A 19,368-nucleotide genomic window follows, 5' to 3' on the forward strand; every position below is an offset into this window, starting at 1 on the left:
CCGGCCCGCGCTCGGCGCCCTATTCGCCCGACGGCGACTGGATCAGCCGCAGAATCCGTGTGTCGTACGGCGAATGCATGACTTCGGCGATACGGACCTCGGAAGCGGCCGGATGCAGCGGATTCAGCAGGAAGTTGTGCGCGTGCGGCACGACGACGCTCGGCACGCGCAGCAGCGCGCTCGGCTGCGTATGCAGCCACTCGGTGCCGGCGCTGCGGGTCCAGTCGACGTTGGTTCGCCAGTCCTCCGGCGCGTCGCCCTCCGCGATTTCGGCGATATCGACCGAATCGGCCACCTCGATGCGAAGCAACTGGTATCCGCTCGGCAATTGCGCGACCGTGGCGATTTCGAAATGAACGAGCGTCTCGAGCAGGGCGAGCGCCGGATGCTCGGCGAGATACACGACGGGCTGCCCGGCAAAATGCCAGCGCCCGCCGGCGCGCAACCCGCCGATCCCTTTCAGGTCGGCGAAATTGCTGATCCGCCACAGTGTCGTCAAGCGAAGTACCCCTCGTCGATCTGCGTGAGGGCTTCCTCGACGAGCCGCGCGCCATGCTCGGTGCTCGCCATGTCGAGCGACGTGCGGCCGCCGAAGCGCTGAAGCCCGTTGCGCAGCCACGCCATCGCCTTCTCCTGGTCGCCGAACGTGGCGGTCGCCTGTGCGACGATGCGCGCGAGACGGATCGCCTTGTCGGATTCCTCCTGCGACAGGCGTTCGTGCGCCTGGCGACGATGGCTCAGCGTGCGACGCGGAATGATGAAGGCCAGCTCGTCGGATTTCAGCCCGCGCTCGGACAGACGGTCGATCACCGAGACGTCGATGCGGGCGCTCGCCAGCTCGGCAAGATCGGCCCCCGATCGGACACGGATCGCCAGCAGCTGTTCGAGAATCGTGAATTCGGCCTGACGCGGATGCGCGACGCCCGAAGGATGGAAAGCAATGGTGCTCATGACCTCTCCCGGCAATTTGCCCAATCATTATAGGCGTTTTGCCGAAAACCTGCGGACGCGGATGAGGGGCGCGCCTGTGGTGCTCGCCGGGGTGCCTGCGAAGGCGCGGACGTGCCCCATCTACCTGGAGGCAAGCTTCTGTGGCCGCGAATCGAAGATTCGCCCGGGGGATGGGATGCAATTATTCAGTATATAAAGTCCAGCCAAACGTCGTACGGTTGTCACGTAACAACTTTTTAACTGATTTCATTTTCTCCGATTTCGCAGGCTCATCCTTCCGGACAAGGTCGAGTGGTTCGATCAGGACAAGGAGATGTTCTTCAAGCGTGCCCCCGTCACCCGGAACGCCGCTTCTGGCGATTCACCGTCCGTCGCGATGGAATCGCATCGCCGTGCACTCGTGACGGATACGTTCCCATATCGCGCGTTTCTCGTCATCGTTCATGAACACCCAGTGCGAGACCTCGTCGGCCGTTCGGCCGCATCCCTTGCAGACATCGTCGAACAATGTCGAGCACACGCCGACACAGGGGCTGTCGGGTAAGTCGTGAAGTGTGGAAGCCATTGGAACGCTCGTATCGGTTGAAAATCCGGCAGCGTTACGATCACGCTCCCATACACGGGTACCTTTCCGCCCGCGACGCTGCCGATGCCACAACACGAATCCGCGCCGCTTGCCTCGACGACGCCGCCAGCCGAACCTGTGTCGTCGCGATGCCCGCGCCATGAGGATCACTGCGCGATCGCGCCAGGCGTCCGACAACGGTGCGGGGCCGCCCGGGCCGGCTGTCCGAATGATGGTCTTATCGCCGGACGATACCGCGCTCACGGGTGCCCAGGTTCGATCGCGCAGTTGCCATATACAGTCGCACTACCTAGTCATTCAGGAACCGCGATTCACTTTTCGCGCACGACCTCCGCTCAATATCCGGGATCGTGCGCCACACCGCGAGCAATCAGCCAACCCACGCGGACGACCGGATCACGCTGCAGAAATTGCCTGCGTGGAAATGCGGATCCTTGTCTGCGAGCACGTCGGCCTTCACGTTGCCGAACGTCGTGTCAGGCTTGTGCTTGATCCCGTCGTAGAACGCCTGAATGATGTCTTCCTTGAAGTGCGGCGTACGCGGATGCGCACGAACGACGGCCTCGCGCTCCACATCGCTGTATTCCGGATAGGTCAGGCCCAGCACATCCATCTCGACGCCCGCGGTAACGAGCGCGATCACCGGATGCATGTGCTGCGGGATGCCCGGCGTGGTATGCAACGCGATCGAGGTCCACACGACGTCGATATCCTGCTGCGAAATGCCCTTGCCCTTCAGGAAATCGCGTGCGGCATTGGCGCCGTCCACCTCGAAACGCTCGCAGGCGCTGCTGTGTTTGTGCGTGAGCCCCATGTCGTGGAACATGCAGCCGCAGTAGAGCAGCTCGGGATCGTATTTCAGCCCGCGCCGCTGGCCCGCAAGCGCCGCGAAATAGAACACCCTGCTGGAATGATGGAACAGCAACGGAGACGCGGTATCGCGAACGAGCTCGGTGATCTCGCGCGTCAATTGGCTATCGGGAATGGTGATGCCTGCAACGTTCTCAGTCATGATCGACCTCCATTGAAAACACCCTCGATTCTCCGGCGTCCGATAGTTGTCTCCAATAGACGTGTTACGTCAGATCCTGCCATTTTGCGCGACGGACGGACACGGCGCCCGCGCAGCGGGAAGAACACCGGAAACAGGCCCCGTCTGCGCGCATCGTGCGCCACTGGCGCCTCTATACTGCTACCCGTCACGTTCGACACACCACACCATCGATCATGCCGAAGGTCGTAGGAATTTTCGCCGTTCCGGGCGTTCAACTGCTCGATGTCTCCGCACCGCTCGACGTCTTCGCGCAAGCGAACGCCGAATGCGGGAAGCCGTTCTATACATTGCGGATCATTGCAAGCGAGTCCGGTCCGATCCGCAGTTCGTCAGGTGCGCAGTTACTGCCCGACTGGATCGTTCCCGACATTCCTGAGCGCATCGACACGCTGCTGGTCGCCGGCGCGCCGAGCGCCGGCCGGATCGTACTGCGCACCGACGTCCTCGCGTGGCTGCGAGCGGCGGCCGTGCAGAGCAAGCGCTACGGCTCGATCTGCACCGGCGCGTTCATCCTCGCGGCCACCGGCCTGCTGAAAGGTCGTCACCTGACCACGCACTGGGCTGCGGCCGATGCGCTTGCCGAAGCCTATCCATCGCTCGCCGTCGACGCGGACGCACTGTACGTGCGCGACGGCAAGCTGCGCACCGGCGCCGGCGTCACGGCCGGGCTCGATCTTGCGCTCGCGCTGGTCGAGGAAGATCTCGGCCGCGAGATCGCGCGGCGCGTCGCCGCACAACTGGTCATGTTCTTCAAGCGCCCGGGCGGGCAACTCCAGTTCAGCCGCAAGGGCGAGGCGCGCCCTGCCGGACGTTCGGTACTGCAGGAGGTCCAGCGCTGGATCGCCGCGAATCCGGAACTCGAGCATTCGGTGGCGGAAATGGCCAAGCATGCGGGCATGAGCCCGCGCCACTTCGCACGCCTGTTCCGCGCGGAAGTCGGCATGACGCCGGCTGCATGGGTCGAGGCGACCCGCATTTCGGCCGCCCGCCACTTGCTCGAGAACGGTCACGACACGCCGAAACAGGTCGCCGCGAAATGCGGCTTCGCGAATGTCGATACGCTCAGGCGGTCGTTCACCCGGCGCGTCGGAATCACACCCGCCGAATACCGGAAACGGCAGGCAGTCCTGGTCGAGTGACGCGGCCGTATGCCAGAAATAAGGCACGAACGATATAAACATCCTCACTCAAATACTTCGGAATGCGATTTAACTGACGTTTTTTTGCACCGACCGATCGACGGCATCGCCGCACTCATGGCTCCGTCCGCAGTCCCTATCCAGCACCGGACAGCCTCGCAATCATCAGATGAAATGCCCGCCGCCCCAGATCGTTTACCCAGTTGCAATAATTATTCGCTGGAACGCGTATTTCCGACCGGTAACGCGATCGCTACGATGCAATCAACCGCTGAACGCAACAAGCGAAGCGCGAAATCAATGAAACCGGAGGTCATCATGAAGTCGTTCATCTACGCTGTCGTCGCCGCAACCGCCCTGTCCGCCTCGTACGGCGCATTGGCACAATCGAATCCGTCGGGCCAACTGACGCGTGCCCAGGTGCGCGCGGAACTCGTCCAACTCGAACAGGCCGGCTACAAGCCCGAAGTCTCCGATCAGTATTACCCGCGCGCGCTGCAGACCGCCCAGGCCCGCGTGACGAACGCCGATGAAACCGGCTACGGCGCGCAAGCCTCCGCCGGCGTACGCGCCGGCCGCGCGATCGCAGTCAAGCAGGATGGCCGCGACTCCGTATATTTCGGCCAGTAAGCCGGACACGCGACCGCGTATTCCGATACGCGCGCAGCAAACGAAACACCCCGCTCTGAACTGCACCCCAAAAGTTGGATTTTTGATCCGACCTTTGGGGTGTTTGTTTTCCGGTCGTCCGCGCCCGGAACGGATTGAGCGCCCCGATCGATGCGGTCTCGCGAGTCGCGTGCCGCGCGGCTCCGTTCACGACGGCAGCCGGTGTTTGCGCATAGAATGGCCGCGTGGTCGGTGCCGGCCAAAACGAACGCGAGCGGAACCACGACGCCCGGCTTGCCCGATCGTCGCCGCGCCCGCAGGCCGGCCCCGATGCCGCACTCATCGCATTTTTCGAAAAGGAGCGGTTTCATGTCTCAAACATCCGGTTCCATGATCACGTTTCGACGCCCGGACGGCCAGGAACTGCAGGGCTATCTCGCCACGCCGGCCAAGACCGAAGGCGCGCCCGCGGTCGTCGTCATCCAGGAATGGTGGGGGCTGAACGACCAGATCCGCGGCGTCGCGGATCGCCTCGCGCGCTGCGGCTACTTCGCGCTCGTGCCCGACCTGTATCGCGGCAAGTCGACGGTCGAGGAAGAGGAAGCGCACCACTTGATGACCGGGCTCGATTTCGGCGACGCGGCTTCGCAGGACATTCCGGGCGCCGTGACGCATCTGAAGACGCTCGCCTCGCGTGTCGCGGTGACCGGTTACTGCATGGGCGGCGCACTCACGCTGCTGTCGCTGCAGTTCGCCGATGCGGACGCGGGCGTCACGTGGTACGGCCTCCCGCCGCTCGACTACCTCGATCCGGCGAAGCTCAAGGTGCCGCTGATGGGCCACTGGGGCACGCAGGATGCGTTCTTTGCGATCGACCAGGTCGATGCACTCGAGAAGAAGCTGACCGATGCGAAGGTCAATGTCGAATTCCATCGCTATCTCGCGCATCACGCATTCGCGAACGAAACGGCTGTCGGCCCCGGCCGTATCGCCGGCACGCAGTTCGATCCGGTGTGGTCGCAAATGGCGTGGGATCGCACGCTGACGTTCTTCGGCCGCACGCTTTGGGAAAAGCAGGGTTAAACGTAACGCCGTTTCAGGCGCGAGCGGCTACGTAAACTGCGCAAAAAGAAACGCCACGGATTTTCATCCGTGGCGTTTTTGTTTTCGCGTCGGGCAGCCTCCGCGAACAGGGGCAATGGCTCGCCCCTGCCCTTGGTCTTGCTTACCCGTTCGTCGCCGTTGCCGACGCAGGCGCCGGAGCGGCCGCCTTGTCGTAGTCGACCGGTGCATCCGGCGCGCGCGGCGTCTCGCCGGCCCGCTCGATCCACCCGCCGCCCAGCGAACGGTACAGGTTGACCAGGTTGGTCCAGCGTGCCAGACGCGCATTGATCAGCGACTGCTGCGCGCTGTACAGGTCCGTCTGCGCGGTCAGCACCGACAGGTAGCTGTCGACACCGTTCTTGTAACGCAGGTCCGACAGATCGAAACGTCGCTGCTGCGCGTGCTCGTTGCGCTCGAGCGCCGCGATCTGCTGGTCGTACGTGCCGCGTGCGGCCAACCCGTCCGCCACGTCGCGGAACGCCGACTGGATCGCCTTCTCGTAGTTCGCGATCTCGATGCGCTTCTGCACGTGCGCAAGATCGAGGTTCGCGATGTTCGCGCCGCCTTCGAAGATCGGCAACGCGATGCTCGGCGCGAACGACCACGCCGCCGTGCCGGCCTTGAACAGGCCACCAAGCGTCGGGCTCGCCGTACCGAACGCACCCGTCAGCGAGATCTTCGGGAAGAACGCCGCGCGTGCCGCACCGATGTTCGCGTTCGCCGCGAGCAGCGACTGCTCGGCCTGCATCACGTCGGGGCGACGCGTCAGCAGGTCGGACGGCAGGCCGGCCGGCACGTCCGTCAGCAGGTTCTGCGCGTCGAGCGGCATGCCCGCCGGCAGATCGTCCGGCAGCGGCTCGCCGATCAGCAGCACCAGTGCGTTCAACGCCTGCGCACGTGCCCGTGCTTGCGCCTGCTGGTTCGACAGCGCCTGCTCGACCACTGTCTGCGCCTGACGCAGCTCGAGCTCGGAGCCCGTGCCGTTGTCGAACTGCAGCTTCGTCAGGTTGTACGAGTCCTGCGCCGTCTTCAGCGTGTTCTCCGTGACCTTCAGCAGATCGTCGGTCGACAGCAGCGTCAGGTATTGATCCGCCACCTGCGACACCAGCGAGATCTCCGACGCCTGCCGCGCATACGCGGTCGACAGGTACTGCGCGAGCGCCTGGTCCTTCAGGCTCTGCACGCGGCCGAACAGGTCGAGTTCCCACGACGCCGACAGGCCGACGTTGTAGGTCGTCGTGATGTTGCGGCCCGGCGCCACCGACAGCGCATTCGGCAGGCGCTGACGGTTACCGGTACCCGTCGCATCGAGCGTCGGGAACAGGCCCGCGCGCGTGATCTGGTACTGCGCGCGCGCCGCCTCGATGTTCAGCACCGACACGCGCAGGTCGCGGTTGTTCTTCAGCGCGATCTCGATCAGCCGCTGCAGGCGCGGATCGACGAAGAACTCGCGCCAGCCGATGGCGGTCGCAGCTTGCCCGTTCGCGCTGCGCGCGCCGGCCGCACCCGGCTGCGTCGCGTAGACGCCGCCAGCCGGGTACGCCTGCGCGACGGGTGCATCGGGCCGCTTGTAATGCGGCGCCATCGTGCAGCCCGTGGCGAAGAGCGCGACCGCGATTGTAGTCAAAGCGTGTTTTTGCATCGTTACTGCCCCTTCGAATCGTGTGCGTCGTCGTGACCGCGCTGCAGGTCGCCCTGCACGAGACGCCATGCGTCGTCGACGTTTTCCGTCTCGCCGCTGAAGATCGCGCGAACCCGCACGAAGAACATCGGGATCATGAAGATCGCGAGGAACGTCGCCGTAATCATCCCGCCGATCACGCCCGTACCGATTGCGTGCTGGCTCGCCGAGCCCGCGCCGTTGCTGATCGCAAGCGGCAGCACGCCGAGCATGAACGCGAGCGACGTCATCAGGATCGGACGCAGCCGCAGGCGCGCCGCCTCGATCGCCGCGCGCACCGGCCCCATGTTTCCGCCGGCCTGCAACTCGCGCGCGAACTCGACGATCAGGATCGCGTTCTTCGCGGACAAGCCCACGGTCGTCAGCAGGCCGACCTGGAAGAACACGTCGTTCTCGAGACCGCGCAGCATCGTCGCGAGCAGCGCGCCGACCACGCCGAGCGGCACCACCATGATCACCGAGAACGGAATCGACCAGCTTTCATACAGCGCCGCGAGACACAGGAACACGACGAGGATCGAGATCGCGTACAGGATCGGCGCCTGCGAACCGGACTGGATTTCCTGGAACGACAGGCCCGTCCAGGAGTAGCCGATACCTTCCGGCAGCTTGCTCGCGAGCGCTTCCATCGCCGCCATCGCCTGCCCGGTCGACTTGCCTTGCGCGGCCTGCCCCTGGATCTCGATCGACGACACGCCGTTGTAGCGTTCGAGCTTCGGCGAACCGTAGCTCCAGTGGCCGGTCGCGAACGCGCTGAACGGCACCATGCCGCCCGTGCTGTTGCGCACGTACCAGATGTTCATGTCTTCCGGCGTCATCCGGAACGGCGCGTCCGACTGCACGTACACCTTCTTGATCCGGCCGTCGGTATCGAGGAAGTTGTTCACGTACTGCGACGCCCACGCGATCGAGAACGTCTGGTCGATCGCGGCAGCCGTCACGCCGAGCGCATTCGCCTTCTCGCGGTCGATGTCGACCTTGTACTGCGGCGTATCGTTCAGGCCGTTCGGGCGCACGAGTGCCAGCGCGGGATCCTTCGCGGCCATCCCGAGCAGCTGCCCGCGCGCGGCCATCAGCGCTTCGTGGCCGAGACCGGCGTTGTCCGTCAGCTCGAAGTCGAAGCCGGCAGCGGTGCCGAGTTCGGGAATCGACGGCGGGTTGAACGGAATCACCATCGCGTCCTTGTACTGCGCGTAGTGCGCGAACGTCCGGCCGATCAGCGCCTGCACCTTCTGGTCCGAACGCTGGCGATGCTCGTACGGTTTCAGCTTCACGAACACGAGACCGGCGTTCTGGCCGCGACCCGCAAAGCTGAAGCCGTTGACCGTGAACACCGAGTCGACCACATCCTTCTCGGTGGTGGTCAGGTACGTGTTGATGTTGTCGAGCGTCTTGCCGGTCGTTTCCTGCGTGGAGCCGGACGGCGTCTGCACGATCATGAACATGTAGCCCTGGTCTTCATCCGGCAGGAACGACTTCGGCAGGCGCACGAACATCACGCCGACCGCGATGAACACGGCCAGGTAGATCACGAGCCAGCGGCCCGAGCGCCGGATCACGTGGTTCACGCCGCTCGTGTAGCGATCGCGGCTGCGGTCGAACGTCCGGTTGAACCAGCCGAAGAAACCCTTCTTCTCTTCGTGATGCCCTTGCGGGATCGGCTTGAGGATCGTCGCACACAGTGCCGGCGTCAGAATCAACGCGACGAGTACCGACAGCACCATCGCCGACACGATCGTCAGCGAGAACTGACGATAGATCGCGCCGACCGACCCGCCGGAGAATGCCACCGGCACGAACACCGCCGACAGCACGAGCGCCACGCCGACGAGTGCGCCGGTGATCTGGCCCATTGCCTTGCGGGTCGCCTCCTTCGGTGACAAGCCCTCCTCCGCCATCACGCGCTCGACGTTCTCGACCACCACGATCGCATCGTCCACCAGCAGGCCGATCGCTAGCACGAGGCCGAACATCGACAGCGTGTTGATCGAGAAGCCGGCGACTCCCATGATCGCGAACGTGCCGAGCAGCACGACCGGCACCGCGATCGTCGGGATGATCGTCGCCCGCAGGTTCTGCAGGAACAGGTACATCACGAGGAACACGAGCACGATACCTTCGAGCAGCGTCTTGACCACTTCCTCGATCGACAGGCGCACGAACGGCGTCGTGTCGTACGGATAGTGGACGACGAGACCGTGCGGGAAGTACTTCGACAGCTCCTGGACCTTGGCCCGCAGCGCGGTGGCAGTCGCCAGCGCGTTCGCGCCAGTCGCGAGCTGGATGCCGAGGCCGGCCGTCGGCTGCCCCATGTACTTCGTGTCGAACGTGTAGTTCTCGGAGCCGAGCGCCGCGCGGCCGACGTCCTTCAGGCGCACCTGCGAACCGTCCTGGTTGACCTTCAGCAGGATGTTGCCGAACTGCTCGGGCGTGCGCAGCAGCGTCGATTCGGTGATCGTCGCCTGCAGCATCGTGCCCGGCTTCGCCGGCGTGCCGCCGATCTGGCCGCCCGCGATCTGCACGTTCTGCTGCGTGATCGCAGCCGACACGTCGGTCGGCGTGAGGCTGTAGTTGGTCAGCTTGACCGGGTCGAGCCAGATGCGCATCGAGAACTGCGAACCGAGCAGCAGCGTCTGGCCGACGCCGTTCACGCGGCTGAGCGGATCGAGCACGTGCGACGCCACGTAGTTCGTCAGGTCCTCCTTCGACATGCTGCCGTCGTCGGAGTTGAACGCGAACCACATCAGCCAGTTGCTGCTCGACTTCGTGACCTGCATGCCGAGCTGCTGCACGACCTGCGGCAGGTTCGGCGTCGCGAGCGACAGCTTGTTCTGCACCTGCACCTGCGCGACGTCCGGATTCGTGCCCGGCGAGAAGGTCAGCGTGATCGTCGCGTTGCCCGAGTCATCGCTCGTCGACGACATGTACAGGAAGTTGTCGAGACCGCTCATCTGCTGCTCGATCACCTGCGTCACCGTGTCTTCCACCGTCTTCGCGGAAGCGCCCGGATAGTTCGCCTGGATCTGGATCGTCGGCGGTGCGATCGTCGGATACTGCGCGATCGGCATCTTGAAGATCGATGCGACGCCGGCCAGCATCAGCACGATCGCGATCACCCACGCAAAGATCGGGCGATCGATAAAGAACTTGGCCATGAAACGGACTCCTTGTTATTGCGCGGACGACGCAGCGGTCGAACCCGCGGCAGCATGGGCGACGGTGCTCGCCGGCGCGGCGCCGGACACATTCGCGGCGCTTGCCGGTGTGCCGGACGCAGCGTCCGGCGCCGGTGCGAGCTGGGCCGCGACGGTCTTCACGGTCGCACCCGGGCGCACCTTGTCGACGCCCTGCACGATCACGTGATCGCCCGCTTGCAGACCGCCTTCGACGATCCAGTTCGGGCCGTACGTGCCGGCCGTCGTCAACGGACGTGTCTCGACCTTGTTGGCCGCGTTCACGACCAGTGCGATCGCCTGGCCCTTCTGGTCATGCGTGACGCCGATCTGCGGCACCAGGAACGCGTTCTCGTTCACGCCTTCCTCGATCCGCGCGCGCACGAACATGCCCGGCAGCAGCACGCGGCCCGGATTCGGGAAGATCGCGCGAATCGTCACCGAGCCGGTGGTCTGGTCGACCGTCACGTCCGAGAACTGCAGCTTGCCGGCTTCCGAATAGGTCTTGCCGTCTTCCAGGATCAGCGACACCTTCGCCGCGCCCGGGCCGCTCGTTTTCAGCTTGCCGCTCTGCACGTCCTGGCGCAGCTTCAGCCCGTCGAGGCTCGACTGCGTGAGGTCGACGTACACCGGATCGAGCTGCTGCACCGTCGACATCAGCGTCGCCTGGCTCGCCTGCACATACGCGCCCGGCGTCACCTGCGAGATACCGACTCGGCCTGAAACCGGCGAGACGACATCGGTATAGCCAAGGTTGATCTGCGCGGTATCGACCGCCGCCTTGCCGGCCGCGACGTCCGCCGCGGCCTGTCCCTGCGTGGCCACCGCGTTGTCGTAGTCCTGCTTGCTGACCGCGTTCGCGGCCACCAGCACCTTGTAGCGTGCGACCAGCGCGTTCTGCGTGACGAGGTTCGCCTGTGCCCGCGCGAGCGTCGCCTTCGCGCTGTTCAGCGCGGCGACGTACGGCGCCGGGTCGATCTTGTACAGACGCTGGCCGGCCTTGACGTCGGTGCCTTCGGTGAATTCACGACGCAGCACGATGCCGTCGACCCGCGCGCGGACCTGCGCGACGAGGAATGCGCTGGTGCGGCCCGGCAGTTCGGTTACCGCCGGCACGGCCTGCGGCTGGACGGTGACGATGCCGACTTCCGGCGTTTGCGGCGGCGGTGCCGATTCTTTTTTTCCGCACGCGGCCAGGAAAACGGCAGCTGTTGCAGCAGTGATTAAGCGGTATGGAACCCGTTCGACGCGCATGGAGCGACCTCTCGCAAATAGACGACCTTCAATGGGAATCACCAGATCTCCTCGTGACCTGCACGCGCGGCCGGAATGCTGTCGCTTCCTGTTTGCCGCGAATGAGGTCACGTATTTCGGGCGTGCGTTGCGCCCTGCGGAGCGTTCGTTCGTCGAACTGCTTCCGTGGAAAAAACCATGAGCCCGCTGCCCTGGCGGGCGGGCATAGCCGCGGCTATCAACCGGGCCGCTAGCTCGCCGGCTGGAACGCGGCGCCGGCGAATTCGATGAATGCCCGTGCAGCGGCCGGCAGATGCGCGGTGCGCGCATGCGCGAGCTTCAGCGTGACGGGCGCGAGCGGGCGAATCGGCGCGACGCGCACCAGCGTGCCGGCCACCAGATCGGCGTCGACGAGATACGCGGGCAGCACCGCGGCGCCCATGCCGGCCACAGCCAGTCGCCGTGCCATCTCGAGATGGCCGACACCCAAACTGCCGCCGGGCGCCGTGTCGAGTCGAAACGCGGCCGCATCGTCATCGCCGGTCGCCGGCAGATCGAGCCGCACGGCCGTGATGTCCGGCCAGTCGCCCGACGCAACCGCGCCGCCATGCGCGTCGACATAAGTCGGCGCCGCGACGCGCACGGATTCGTAGGCGGCCAGCGTGTGCAGCGCATGCGCACCTGTCACCGGCATGCCGTCGGTCAGAAACGCGACATCGATGTCTTCGGATGTCAGGTCGACATGGGCATCGGTCAGCGTGACGGTCGGCCGCACGTCCGGAAACCGGTTGACGAAACGATCGAGCAATGCGCTCAACTGGCTGAGCCCGAACGCGACCGGCGCGGCAATGCGCAACGCGCCTTCCGGCTTGCTGCCCATCGCGACGAAACGACCGTCGATCTCGTCGATCGCACCGAGAATCCGCTCGACGCGCGCGAGGTACAGCTCGCCGATTTCCGTCAGCGACTGGTGGCAGGTGCTGCGTTGAAGCAGGCGTGCGCCAAGGCGCGTCTCGAGCGCATCGACCAGCCGGCTCGCCATCGCCGTCGACACGCGCAGCCGGGTCGCCGCCCGGCGAAAGCCGCCTTCCCTTGCCACCGTCACGAATGCCCGAATCGATTGAAGTTGGTCCATTTGTCCGGATTCCCCTGCGCGGTCGACTGCCTTGACGCGCACCTCCGTCGCCGCATCGCGACCGACATGCAACGGCCCGGCCAATGCGGCTGCACCGACGCCAGCCACGCCGGGTCGGTCGGCACGCTCGCGCCAGACGCGAGCCGGAATGCAACGGACGCAAGCCGGCCTCGACTGGCCCGATGCATGACTATTCGAATAGCAGTCCTGAGTCTTTTCCAGTGGTTCGCTGCGGCAATGCCGGCGGCATCCACCGGCCATGCGACGGTCATACCCGCATCGCCGGAATGCACTGGATCACGTTTGTTTCAGCAGGTGCAATGGTATGAAAACGGCCGGAAAATGGCTTGCCCGATCCTGCGATTGTTTTGCCTTAATTTCCGAATTTGTGCGCTGCACACCGCGCAGTGACCAGCGATGCGGCCACCCGCCATGCAGATCCGGATGATCGGGCTAATTTCCCACAGGTTTAGGCAATCACGTGCACGCGACTCGCCGTACGATGTGACCGCCGTGCCGGCACCCCTGCCGGGACACCAACAGGGAATCGCAGCCGCGCACCTTGCACTGACCACTCCGCCATCCACTCACGCACCATGGAAATCGACGCCCGAACGCCGCCGCTTCAGCGCATCACGCCCGATCACGACCCTCGGTTGCCGGCGCGGTCGCCCACGGCCCGGCTCGCCGCGCTGATCGCCGCTTATGCACCGCACGACGGCACGTTCGAGCTCCCGGTACGTGGCATGCGCATCGGGCGTGCGTCCGCGTCGCCACCGCCCTGGAACCATGGCGTGCACCACGCGTGCCTGAGCATCGTCGGGCAAGGTGCGAAATCGACGCGGGTCGGCGACGACACCTACGTGACCGACGAATCGCGGATGATGGTCGCGACAGCGGACCTGCCCGTCACCGGCCGCGTGATACGCGCGAACCCGGCCGAGCCGTTCCTTTACGTGCAACTCGATCTCGACCCGGACCGCATCGCGGCACTCACGCCGCGCGTGTTTCCGCACGGGCTGCCGAAAGCCGCCGACTACAGCGCGCTCGACACGCACGATACGCCGCCTGAAATCGTCGACGCCGTCGTGCGCCTGATGCAATTGATCGCGCACCCCGACGACATCGACCTGCTCGCGCCGCTGATCGTCGACGAAATCCTCATCCGGCTGCTGCGGGGCCCGTCGGGTGCGCGCGTCGCGCAGGTCGGCCAGGCCGATTCGACGACGCAGCGCATCTCGCGCGCCGTCGCCTGGATACGCGACCACTACCTCGACCCGATGACGGTCGAATCGCTTGCGCGGCAGGTGGACATGAGCCCGTCGACCTTCCATTACCACTTCCGTGCGGTCACGTCGATGAGCCCGTTGCAATGCCAGAAGGTGTTGCGGCTGCAGGAGGCACGCCGCCTGATGTGCCTGTCGGCGATGGATGCGCGGCAGGCGTGCCGCAGTGTCGGCTATGTGAGCGCGTCGCAGTTCAGCCGCGAATACGCGCGCCTGTTCGGCGATGCGCCGGGCCGCGATGTGCTGAAGCTGCGCGACGAAGCGGTGCCGTTGTCGCGCGTCGCGCCGTAGGCCGGCATCTCACGCACGCGGCGCACGCGAGCGCGTGCCGCGTTTCTTCCCGCCGGCATTCGCACGCTCGGCCTGCACGGCTTCATCGATGCAGCGGACGAAGTACTCGGCCGACGACGTGAGCACCGCGCTGTCGCGGAACAACAGATAGAGGTTGCGCGCGGGCGGCTGCCCGACGAGATCGAGCGTCTTCAGCGTATCGGACGCATCTTCGCTGCGCAGTGCGAGCTGCGTCCACGCCGTCACCACGTCGCTGTTGACGGCCAGTGCGTAGAACAGCGTCTGCGACGCGCAGCGCGTCACGCGGCGCGGCACCGGCAGGCCGGCCTGCGCGAACAGCTCCGCGAGAAACGCGCGGAATTCGGCGGATGGCCCCGTATGCAGCCATTCCGCATCCTGCAGATCGGCCAGCGAAGTCGCGCCGGCCAGCTTGCCCTTGCGGCTCACCGCGAACCACATCGGAAACGTGTCGAGGTGCTCGCAGCGCACGGACGTGAAGTCCTGCGCATCCGCCCCCGCACCGAGCGCGAAATCGAGCGCGCCGTTCTTCAACTGCTCGACCAGCTGCGACGGGCTGCCCTCGACGAATTCGAGCTGGACGTCGGGCATCGCGCGGCGAAAGCGGTTGTACGCAGCCGGCAGCACCGTGATGCCCGCCAGCGGTGTCATCCCGATCGCGAGCCGGCCCTGCCGGTTCTCGCGCAACTGCGCCATTTCCTCCTCGGTGCGCGCAACCTCGTTGACGACCAGTTCGGCCCGCTGCAACATCGCGCGCCCCGCATCGGTCAGCGTCACGCCCGACGAACTGCGTGCGACCAGCATCAGCCCGAGTTCGTCCTCGAGATCGCGCAGCGAACGCGTGACGGCCGGTTGCGTGAGGTGCAGGGTGCGCGCGGCTTCATGGATGCTGCCCGAGCGGGCAACGGCCACGAGCGCGCGGAGCTGGTGGAGTTTCATGCGACGAATGGAACGGGGCAGACGAAAGGCATCAGGGAATAAACAAATGTTATCAGGATAAAAATTTGCGCGTATCGCGATGTTTTGCCCGGTTTTAACATGCGGCCAGCTCTCGCAGGATGCCTGACGATCCATGCGGCGCTCACGATACCGATACCCATGGAGACAACCCCGATGCAAGACGCCGCCACGCCGCTCATCGACGCGCCGCCAGCCCCGCGCCGCCGCTCGGCGCAGACCCGGACGATCATCGCCACCTCGGCCGGCAACGCGCTCGAGATGTTCGACTTCACCGTGTTCAGCTACTTCGCCGCGCTGATCGGCAAGACCTTCTTTCCGGTCGATTCGGGCGCCGGCCCGCTCCTGCTCGCGATGGCGACGTTCGGCGTCGGCTTCGTGATGCGCCCGCTCGGTGGCGTGCTGATCGGCAACTACGCCGATCGCGCGGGCCGGCGCGCGGCGCTGACGCTGACGATCCAGCTGATGATCGCGGGCACCGCGCTGATCGCGCTGACGCCGTCCTATGCACGCATCGGCGTCATCGCGCCGGCGCTGGTCGTGATCGGCCGGCTGCTGCAGGGCCTGTCGGCCGGCGGTGAAATCGGTGCGTCGACCACGTTCCTGATGGAATCGGGCCCGCTGTCCGGCCGCGGCTTCATGGTGAGCTGGCAAATGATCAGCCAGGGCGTCGCGGCGCTGCTCGGCGCGCTCAGCGGTGCGCTGCTGTCGGCCGTGCTGTCGGCGGACGCGCTCGAAAGCTGGGGCTGGCGCGTGCCGTTCCTGCTCGGCCTGCTGCTCGGCCCGGTCGGCTTCTACATCCGCCGGCATCTGGACGAAACGCATGTGTCGACGCGTGACGCCGACGGCAGTGCGGTGCGCGAAGTGTTCACGCGCTACCTCGGCCGCGTCGTGCTCGGCACGCTGATGATCATCGGCGGCACGTCGACGCTCTACATCTTCGTGTTCTACATGCCGGCCTATGCGGTACGCACGCTTCACCTGCCGATGGCGACGTCGCTGCTGGCGGGCTGCGCGTCGGGGCTGGCGATGATCGTCGCCGCGCTCGTGTCGGGCCTGTGGATCATCGATCGCCTGCCGCGCCGCAAGCCGCTGATCGCCGTCACGTGGCTGCTGTCGCTCGCGTGCGTGTATCCCGCCTTCCGGCTGCTGATCGCCGCGCCGTCGGCGGGGCTGATGGTCGCGATCGTCACTGTCGTGATGGCCTTCGCCACTGCGGGCAGTTCCGCATTCCTGCTGCTGATCATGGAGGCGTTCCCGCCGCGCGTGCGCGCCACCGCGCTCGCGACGATCTACAGCTTCGGCGTGACGATCTTCGGCGGCTTCGCGCAGTTCAACGTCACGTGGCTGCTGCATCGCACCGGCGACCCGATGTCGCCCGCGTGGTACGTGCTCGCGTGCGGCGCCGTCAGCATGATCGCGCTGTGGCGCTTCCGCGAGCGCCCGGCCGATTCGCATCACGACGGCCGCTGAGCGGCGCACCGCTTCATTCACGGCGACGCCGGACCCCGGCCGCGCCCCCTCAATCAGACAACAGAATCCGCGACGTCGACGCGTGCGCGGGCGGGCCCCTGCACGCCCGCGATTCGCGCGCCGACGATCGCGACATCACGAGACAAACGTGCGCAATTCAACCCTGATGGCCGCGTGCTGCGCGGCAACCTGCATGTGGGCCGCGCCGGCCCGCGCCAACGTACAGATCTACGGCGCGCTCGACAGCTTCCTGCAATACGCGCGCATCGGCAGCCAGACGAGCGTCGGCCTGATGAGCGGCGGTGCATCGACGTCGCGCTTCGGCTTCATCGGCAGCGAGGATCTCGGCGGCGGCCTGCGCGCGAGCTTCCGCCTCGAAAGCGGCTTCGACCTGATGTCCGGCCGCCCGCAAAGCGCGGCATCGTTCTACAACCGCGAAGCCAACGTGGCGATCGGCTCCGCGGACTGGGGGACGATCAAGCTCGGCAAGCAGTATCCGGCGATCGTGCCGGAAGCGGCCGATCCGTTCTATCTCGTCGGCCAGTTGTCGCCGTTCGCCAGCACCGCGCTGATCGGCAGCGATCTCGGGCGCGGTGCCGCTTCGCTGCCCGGGCGCATCGAGAACGCGATCAGCTACAAGACGCCGACCTACGGCGGGCTCGACGTCACCGTGCTCTACGCGTTCCGCAACGCGGCAGGCGCGAGCCCGATCGCCAGCAACGCGGGTGCCGTCGCGAATTTCGCGCGTGGCCCGGTGATGCTGAGCGGTGCGTACAACGCGATGTGGGCCGCCACGTCGTCAACGCCGGGCGGCGCTCCGGACGGTGCGCGTACCGACTCGGTGATGGCCAGCGCGTCGTATGCGTTCGGCCCGACGCTCGCGTCGTTCGCGTACACGCTGATGCGCCCCACCGCGCCCGGCACGCTCGTCGCGCAGGTCTATTCGCTCGGCGCGATCTGGCAGCGCGGCCCGCACGCGATCCGCGCCGACCTCGCGTATCGCACGATCGCCGGCCAGGCGAGCCATGCGCTCGGTGCGCTGCTCGGCTACGACTACCAGTTTTCGAAACTCACCGGTGTGTACATACGGCTCGGCGGCTTCAGGAACACCGGACAGTCAGCGCTGTCGTTCGGCTCCGCGCCCATATCCGCCCCCGGCATGAGCAGCACCGTCTTCGCCCTTGGCCTTCGGCAGAAATTCTGACCGCGCCAGTCTCTTCACAGGAGCAATTCATGACTTCACTCGCCCTCGATTTCATCGACAGCCAGCGTGCGCAATTCACCGAGCTGTCCGACCGGATCTGGAACCTCGCCGAGTTGCGCTACGAGGAATTCGCGTCGACCGACCTGCACATCCGGATGCTGGAAGAAGCCGGCTTTCGCGTGACGCGCGGCGTGGCCGACATTCCGACCGCGTTCATCGCCGAAGCCGGTCACGGCGGCCCCGTGATCGGCATCCTCGGCGAATACGATGCACTGTCCGGACTCAGCCAGGAAGCCGGCGCATTCACCTGCCAGCCGTCGGGCGAGATCTCGAACGGCAACGGCCACGGCTGCGGCCACCATCTGCTCGGCACCGCAGCGCATCTCGCCGCGACAGCGGTGAAGTCGCATCTCGAACGCACGGGCCAGCCCGGCACCGTGCGCTTCTACGGCTGCCCGGCCGAGGAAGGCGGATCCGGCAAGACGTTCATGGCACGTGCCGGCGTGTTCGACGATCTCGACGCCGCACTGTCGTGGCATCCGCACGTGTACACGGGCATCTTTCCGGCCGGTTCGCTCGCGAACATCCAGGCGTACTTCCGCTTCACGGGCAAGGCATCACACGCCGCCGCGTCGCCGCACCTCGGCCGCAGTGCACTGGATGCCGTGGAGCTGATGAACGTCGGCGTCAACTACCTGCGCGAACACATGCTGCCCGAAGCGCGCGTGCACTACGCAGTGACAAACACGGGCGGCCTGTCGCCGAACGTCGTGCAGGCCAATGCGGAAGTGCTGTACCTCGTGCGCGCGGCTCGCAACGATCAGGCGGCCGAGCTGTTCGAGCGCGTGAAGAACGTCGCGCGCGGTGCGGCGATGATGACCGATTGCCGGCTCGAGATCGTGTTCGACAAAGCCTGCTCGAACCTGCTGGAAAATGCCGTGCTGAACCAGGTCATGTACCGGCATCTGCAGTCGATCGGCACCGCCGGCTTCGACGCGGATGACGCAGCGCTCGCCGATGCGTACCAGCGCCAGACGCTCACTGCTCAGGATATCGAAACGTCTTCGCGTTCGCTGAACCAGGCGTGGCGCGATCCGAAGGCGTTGTTCGACGGAATCGATCCGTACGAGCCCGGCAAGGGGCGCCCGATCTGCGGCTCGACCGACGTCGGCGACGTGAGCTGGGTCACGCCGACCGCGCAATGCCATACGAGCTGCTACGCATTCGGTACGCCGCCGCACTCGTGGCAGTGGGTCGCGCAAGGCAAGACACCGCTCGCACACAAGGGGATGCTGCTGGCAGCGAAGACGATGGCCGCGACCGCGATCGACCTGTTCGGCGCGCCGGACACGCTTGCGCAGGCGAAGGCGGAACTGCTCGAGCGGCGTGGCGGCCGGCCGTACGTGTGCCCGATTCCGGACGATGTGGCGCTGCCGTTCCGCCGCTGAGCCCGACGTTCCGGGCCGGCTGTGCG

16 protein-coding genes are annotated in these 19,368 nt (G+C 65.9%); 7 read left to right on the forward strand and 9 right to left on the reverse strand.

Going from position 1 to position 19,368, the window contains the following annotated elements:
* Positions 1 to 19: 19 nt before the first annotated feature.
* The 4 genes from QZM35_RS34450 to QZM35_RS34465 all read right to left on the reverse strand — a co-directional run bounded on the left by QZM35_RS34450 (position 20) and on the right by QZM35_RS34465 (position 2,549).
* Positions 20 to 499, reverse strand: coding sequence for an RES family NAD+ phosphorylase (locus tag QZM35_RS34450; RefSeq protein WP_089430055.1), 480 nt, complete (start codon positions 497 to 499; stop codon positions 20 to 22).
* Complete coding sequence (locus tag QZM35_RS34455) at positions 496 to 951, reverse strand: antitoxin Xre/MbcA/ParS toxin-binding domain-containing protein (RefSeq protein WP_089430054.1); 456 nt, start codon at positions 949 to 951, stop codon at positions 496 to 498. Before QZM35_RS34455 ends, QZM35_RS34450 begins: the two co-directional genes overlap by 4 nt.
* A 361-nt stretch (positions 952 to 1,312) precedes the next feature.
* The gene (locus QZM35_RS34460; protein ID WP_089430053.1) at positions 1,313 to 1,516 is read right to left on the reverse strand and encodes a DUF1289 domain-containing protein; all 204 of its coding nucleotides are present in this window, start codon (positions 1,514 to 1,516) and stop codon (positions 1,313 to 1,315) included.
* 391 nt (positions 1,517 to 1,907) lie between these two features.
* On the reverse strand, positions 1,908 to 2,549 hold the full coding sequence (locus QZM35_RS34465; RefSeq protein WP_089430052.1) for an HD domain-containing protein: 642 nt from the start codon (positions 2,547 to 2,549) through the stop codon (positions 1,908 to 1,910).
* A gap of 215 nt (positions 2,550 to 2,764) precedes the next feature.
* On the opposite strand from QZM35_RS34465, the gene QZM35_RS34470 reads away from it, so the two are divergent.
* The 3 genes from QZM35_RS34470 to QZM35_RS34480 all read left to right on the forward strand — a co-directional run bounded on the left by QZM35_RS34470 (position 2,765) and on the right by QZM35_RS34480 (position 5,422).
* Entirely contained in the window at positions 2,765 to 3,730 is a 966-nt protein-coding gene (locus tag QZM35_RS34470) for a GlxA family transcriptional regulator (RefSeq protein ID WP_301777594.1), read from the forward strand.
* Positions 3,731 to 4,048: 318 nt separating this feature from the next.
* A complete protein-coding gene (locus QZM35_RS34475) occupies positions 4,049 to 4,360 on the forward strand; it encodes a DUF4148 domain-containing protein (protein ID WP_226208183.1) in 312 nt (103 codons plus the stop codon).
* Positions 4,361 to 4,708: 348 nt separating this feature from the next.
* Positions 4,709 to 5,422 (forward strand): dienelactone hydrolase family protein, encoded by a 714-nt coding sequence (locus QZM35_RS34480; protein WP_089430049.1) that lies wholly within the window; start codon positions 4,709 to 4,711, stop codon positions 5,420 to 5,422.
* A 142-nt stretch (positions 5,423 to 5,564) separates the two neighbouring features.
* On the opposite strand, the gene QZM35_RS34485 is transcribed toward QZM35_RS34480, so the two are convergent.
* The 4 genes from QZM35_RS34485 to QZM35_RS34500 all read right to left on the reverse strand — a co-directional run bounded on the left by QZM35_RS34485 (position 5,565) and on the right by QZM35_RS34500 (position 12,665).
* Positions 5,565 to 7,085, reverse strand: a complete 1,521-nt coding sequence (locus tag QZM35_RS34485) for an efflux transporter outer membrane subunit (protein ID WP_301777595.1) — start codon at positions 7,083 to 7,085, stop codon at positions 5,565 to 5,567.
* Positions 7,086 to 7,087: 2 nt separating this feature from the next.
* Positions 7,088 to 10,279 (reverse strand): efflux RND transporter permease subunit, encoded by a 3,192-nt coding sequence (locus tag QZM35_RS34490; protein WP_089476488.1) that lies wholly within the window; start codon positions 10,277 to 10,279, stop codon positions 7,088 to 7,090.
* A gap of 15 nt (positions 10,280 to 10,294) precedes the next feature.
* The gene (locus QZM35_RS34495; protein ID WP_089433982.1) at positions 10,295 to 11,551 is read right to left on the reverse strand and encodes an efflux RND transporter periplasmic adaptor subunit; all 1,257 of its coding nucleotides are present in this window, start codon (positions 11,549 to 11,551) and stop codon (positions 10,295 to 10,297) included.
* Between the two features lie 229 nt (positions 11,552 to 11,780).
* The gene (locus tag QZM35_RS34500) at positions 11,781 to 12,665 is read right to left on the reverse strand and encodes a LysR family transcriptional regulator (protein ID WP_301777596.1); all 885 of its coding nucleotides are present in this window, start codon (positions 12,663 to 12,665) and stop codon (positions 11,781 to 11,783) included.
* Positions 12,666 to 13,261: 596 nt separating this feature from the next.
* Here QZM35_RS34500 and QZM35_RS34505 point away from each other — a divergent pair.
* The gene (locus tag QZM35_RS34505) at positions 13,262 to 14,242 is read left to right on the forward strand and encodes an AraC family transcriptional regulator (protein WP_089430044.1); all 981 of its coding nucleotides are present in this window, start codon (positions 13,262 to 13,264) and stop codon (positions 14,240 to 14,242) included.
* A gap of 9 nt (positions 14,243 to 14,251) precedes the next feature.
* Here QZM35_RS34505 and QZM35_RS34510 read toward each other — a convergent pair whose 3' ends face one another.
* Entirely contained in the window at positions 14,252 to 15,199 is a 948-nt protein-coding gene (locus tag QZM35_RS34510) for a LysR family transcriptional regulator (protein WP_179255151.1), read from the reverse strand.
* A gap of 174 nt (positions 15,200 to 15,373) precedes the next feature.
* Here QZM35_RS34510 and QZM35_RS34515 point away from each other — a divergent pair, with 174 nt between their 5' ends.
* The 3 genes from QZM35_RS34515 to QZM35_RS34525 all read left to right on the forward strand — a co-directional run bounded on the left by QZM35_RS34515 (position 15,374) and on the right by QZM35_RS34525 (position 19,342).
* Positions 15,374 to 16,690, forward strand: a complete 1,317-nt coding sequence (locus tag QZM35_RS34515; protein WP_254600312.1) for an MFS transporter — start codon at positions 15,374 to 15,376, stop codon at positions 16,688 to 16,690.
* A gap of 148 nt (positions 16,691 to 16,838) precedes the next feature.
* Entirely contained in the window at positions 16,839 to 17,894 is a 1,056-nt protein-coding gene (locus tag QZM35_RS34520; RefSeq protein ID WP_143329945.1) for a porin, read from the forward strand.
* 29 nt (positions 17,895 to 17,923) lie between these two features.
* Positions 17,924 to 19,342, forward strand: a complete 1,419-nt coding sequence (locus QZM35_RS34525) for a M20 family metallopeptidase (protein WP_174975666.1) — start codon at positions 17,924 to 17,926, stop codon at positions 19,340 to 19,342.
* Positions 19,343 to 19,368 lie beyond the last annotated feature (26 nt).

This window comes from Burkholderia sp. AU45274 (assembly GCF_030482505.1).
Classification (GTDB): domain Bacteria; phylum Pseudomonadota; class Gammaproteobacteria; order Burkholderiales; family Burkholderiaceae; genus Burkholderia.

Excerpts from the sequence above, each read along its gene's own strand:
- QZM35_RS34515 (WP_254600312.1), top strand. The coding sequence starts at position 15,374 with ATGCAAGACGCCGCCACGCCGCTCATCGACGCGCCGCCAGCCCCGCGC.
- QZM35_RS34480 (WP_089430049.1), top strand. The coding sequence starts at position 4,709 with ATGTCTCAAACATCCGGTTCCATGATCACGTTTCGACGCCCGGACGGC.
- QZM35_RS34455 (WP_089430054.1), bottom strand. The coding sequence starts at position 951 with ATGAGCACCATTGCTTTCCATCCTTCGGGCGTCGCGCATCCGCGTCAG.
- QZM35_RS34490 (WP_089476488.1), bottom strand. The coding sequence starts at position 10,279 with ATGGCCAAGTTCTTTATCGATCGCCCGATCTTTGCGTGGGTGATCGCG.
- QZM35_RS34500 (WP_301777596.1), bottom strand. The coding sequence starts at position 12,665 with ATGGACCAACTTCAATCGATTCGGGCATTCGTGACGGTGGCAAGGGAA.
- QZM35_RS34470 (WP_301777594.1), top strand. The coding sequence starts at position 2,765 with ATGCCGAAGGTCGTAGGAATTTTCGCCGTTCCGGGCGTTCAACTGCTC.
- QZM35_RS34475 (WP_226208183.1), top strand. The coding sequence starts at position 4,049 with ATGAAGTCGTTCATCTACGCTGTCGTCGCCGCAACCGCCCTGTCCGCC.
- QZM35_RS34505 (WP_089430044.1), top strand. The coding sequence starts at position 13,262 with ATGGAAATCGACGCCCGAACGCCGCCGCTTCAGCGCATCACGCCCGAT.
- QZM35_RS34525 (WP_174975666.1), top strand. The coding sequence starts at position 17,924 with ATGACTTCACTCGCCCTCGATTTCATCGACAGCCAGCGTGCGCAATTC.
- QZM35_RS34495 (WP_089433982.1), bottom strand. The coding sequence starts at position 11,551 with ATGCGCGTCGAACGGGTTCCATACCGCTTAATCACTGCTGCAACAGCT.
- QZM35_RS34465 (WP_089430052.1), bottom strand. The coding sequence starts at position 2,549 with ATGACTGAGAACGTTGCAGGCATCACCATTCCCGATAGCCAATTGACG.
- QZM35_RS34510 (WP_179255151.1), bottom strand. The coding sequence starts at position 15,199 with ATGAAACTCCACCAGCTCCGCGCGCTCGTGGCCGTTGCCCGCTCGGGC.
- QZM35_RS34460 (WP_089430053.1), bottom strand. The coding sequence starts at position 1,516 with ATGGCTTCCACACTTCACGACTTACCCGACAGCCCCTGTGTCGGCGTG.
- QZM35_RS34485 (WP_301777595.1), bottom strand. The coding sequence starts at position 7,085 with ATGCAAAAACACGCTTTGACTACAATCGCGGTCGCGCTCTTCGCCACG.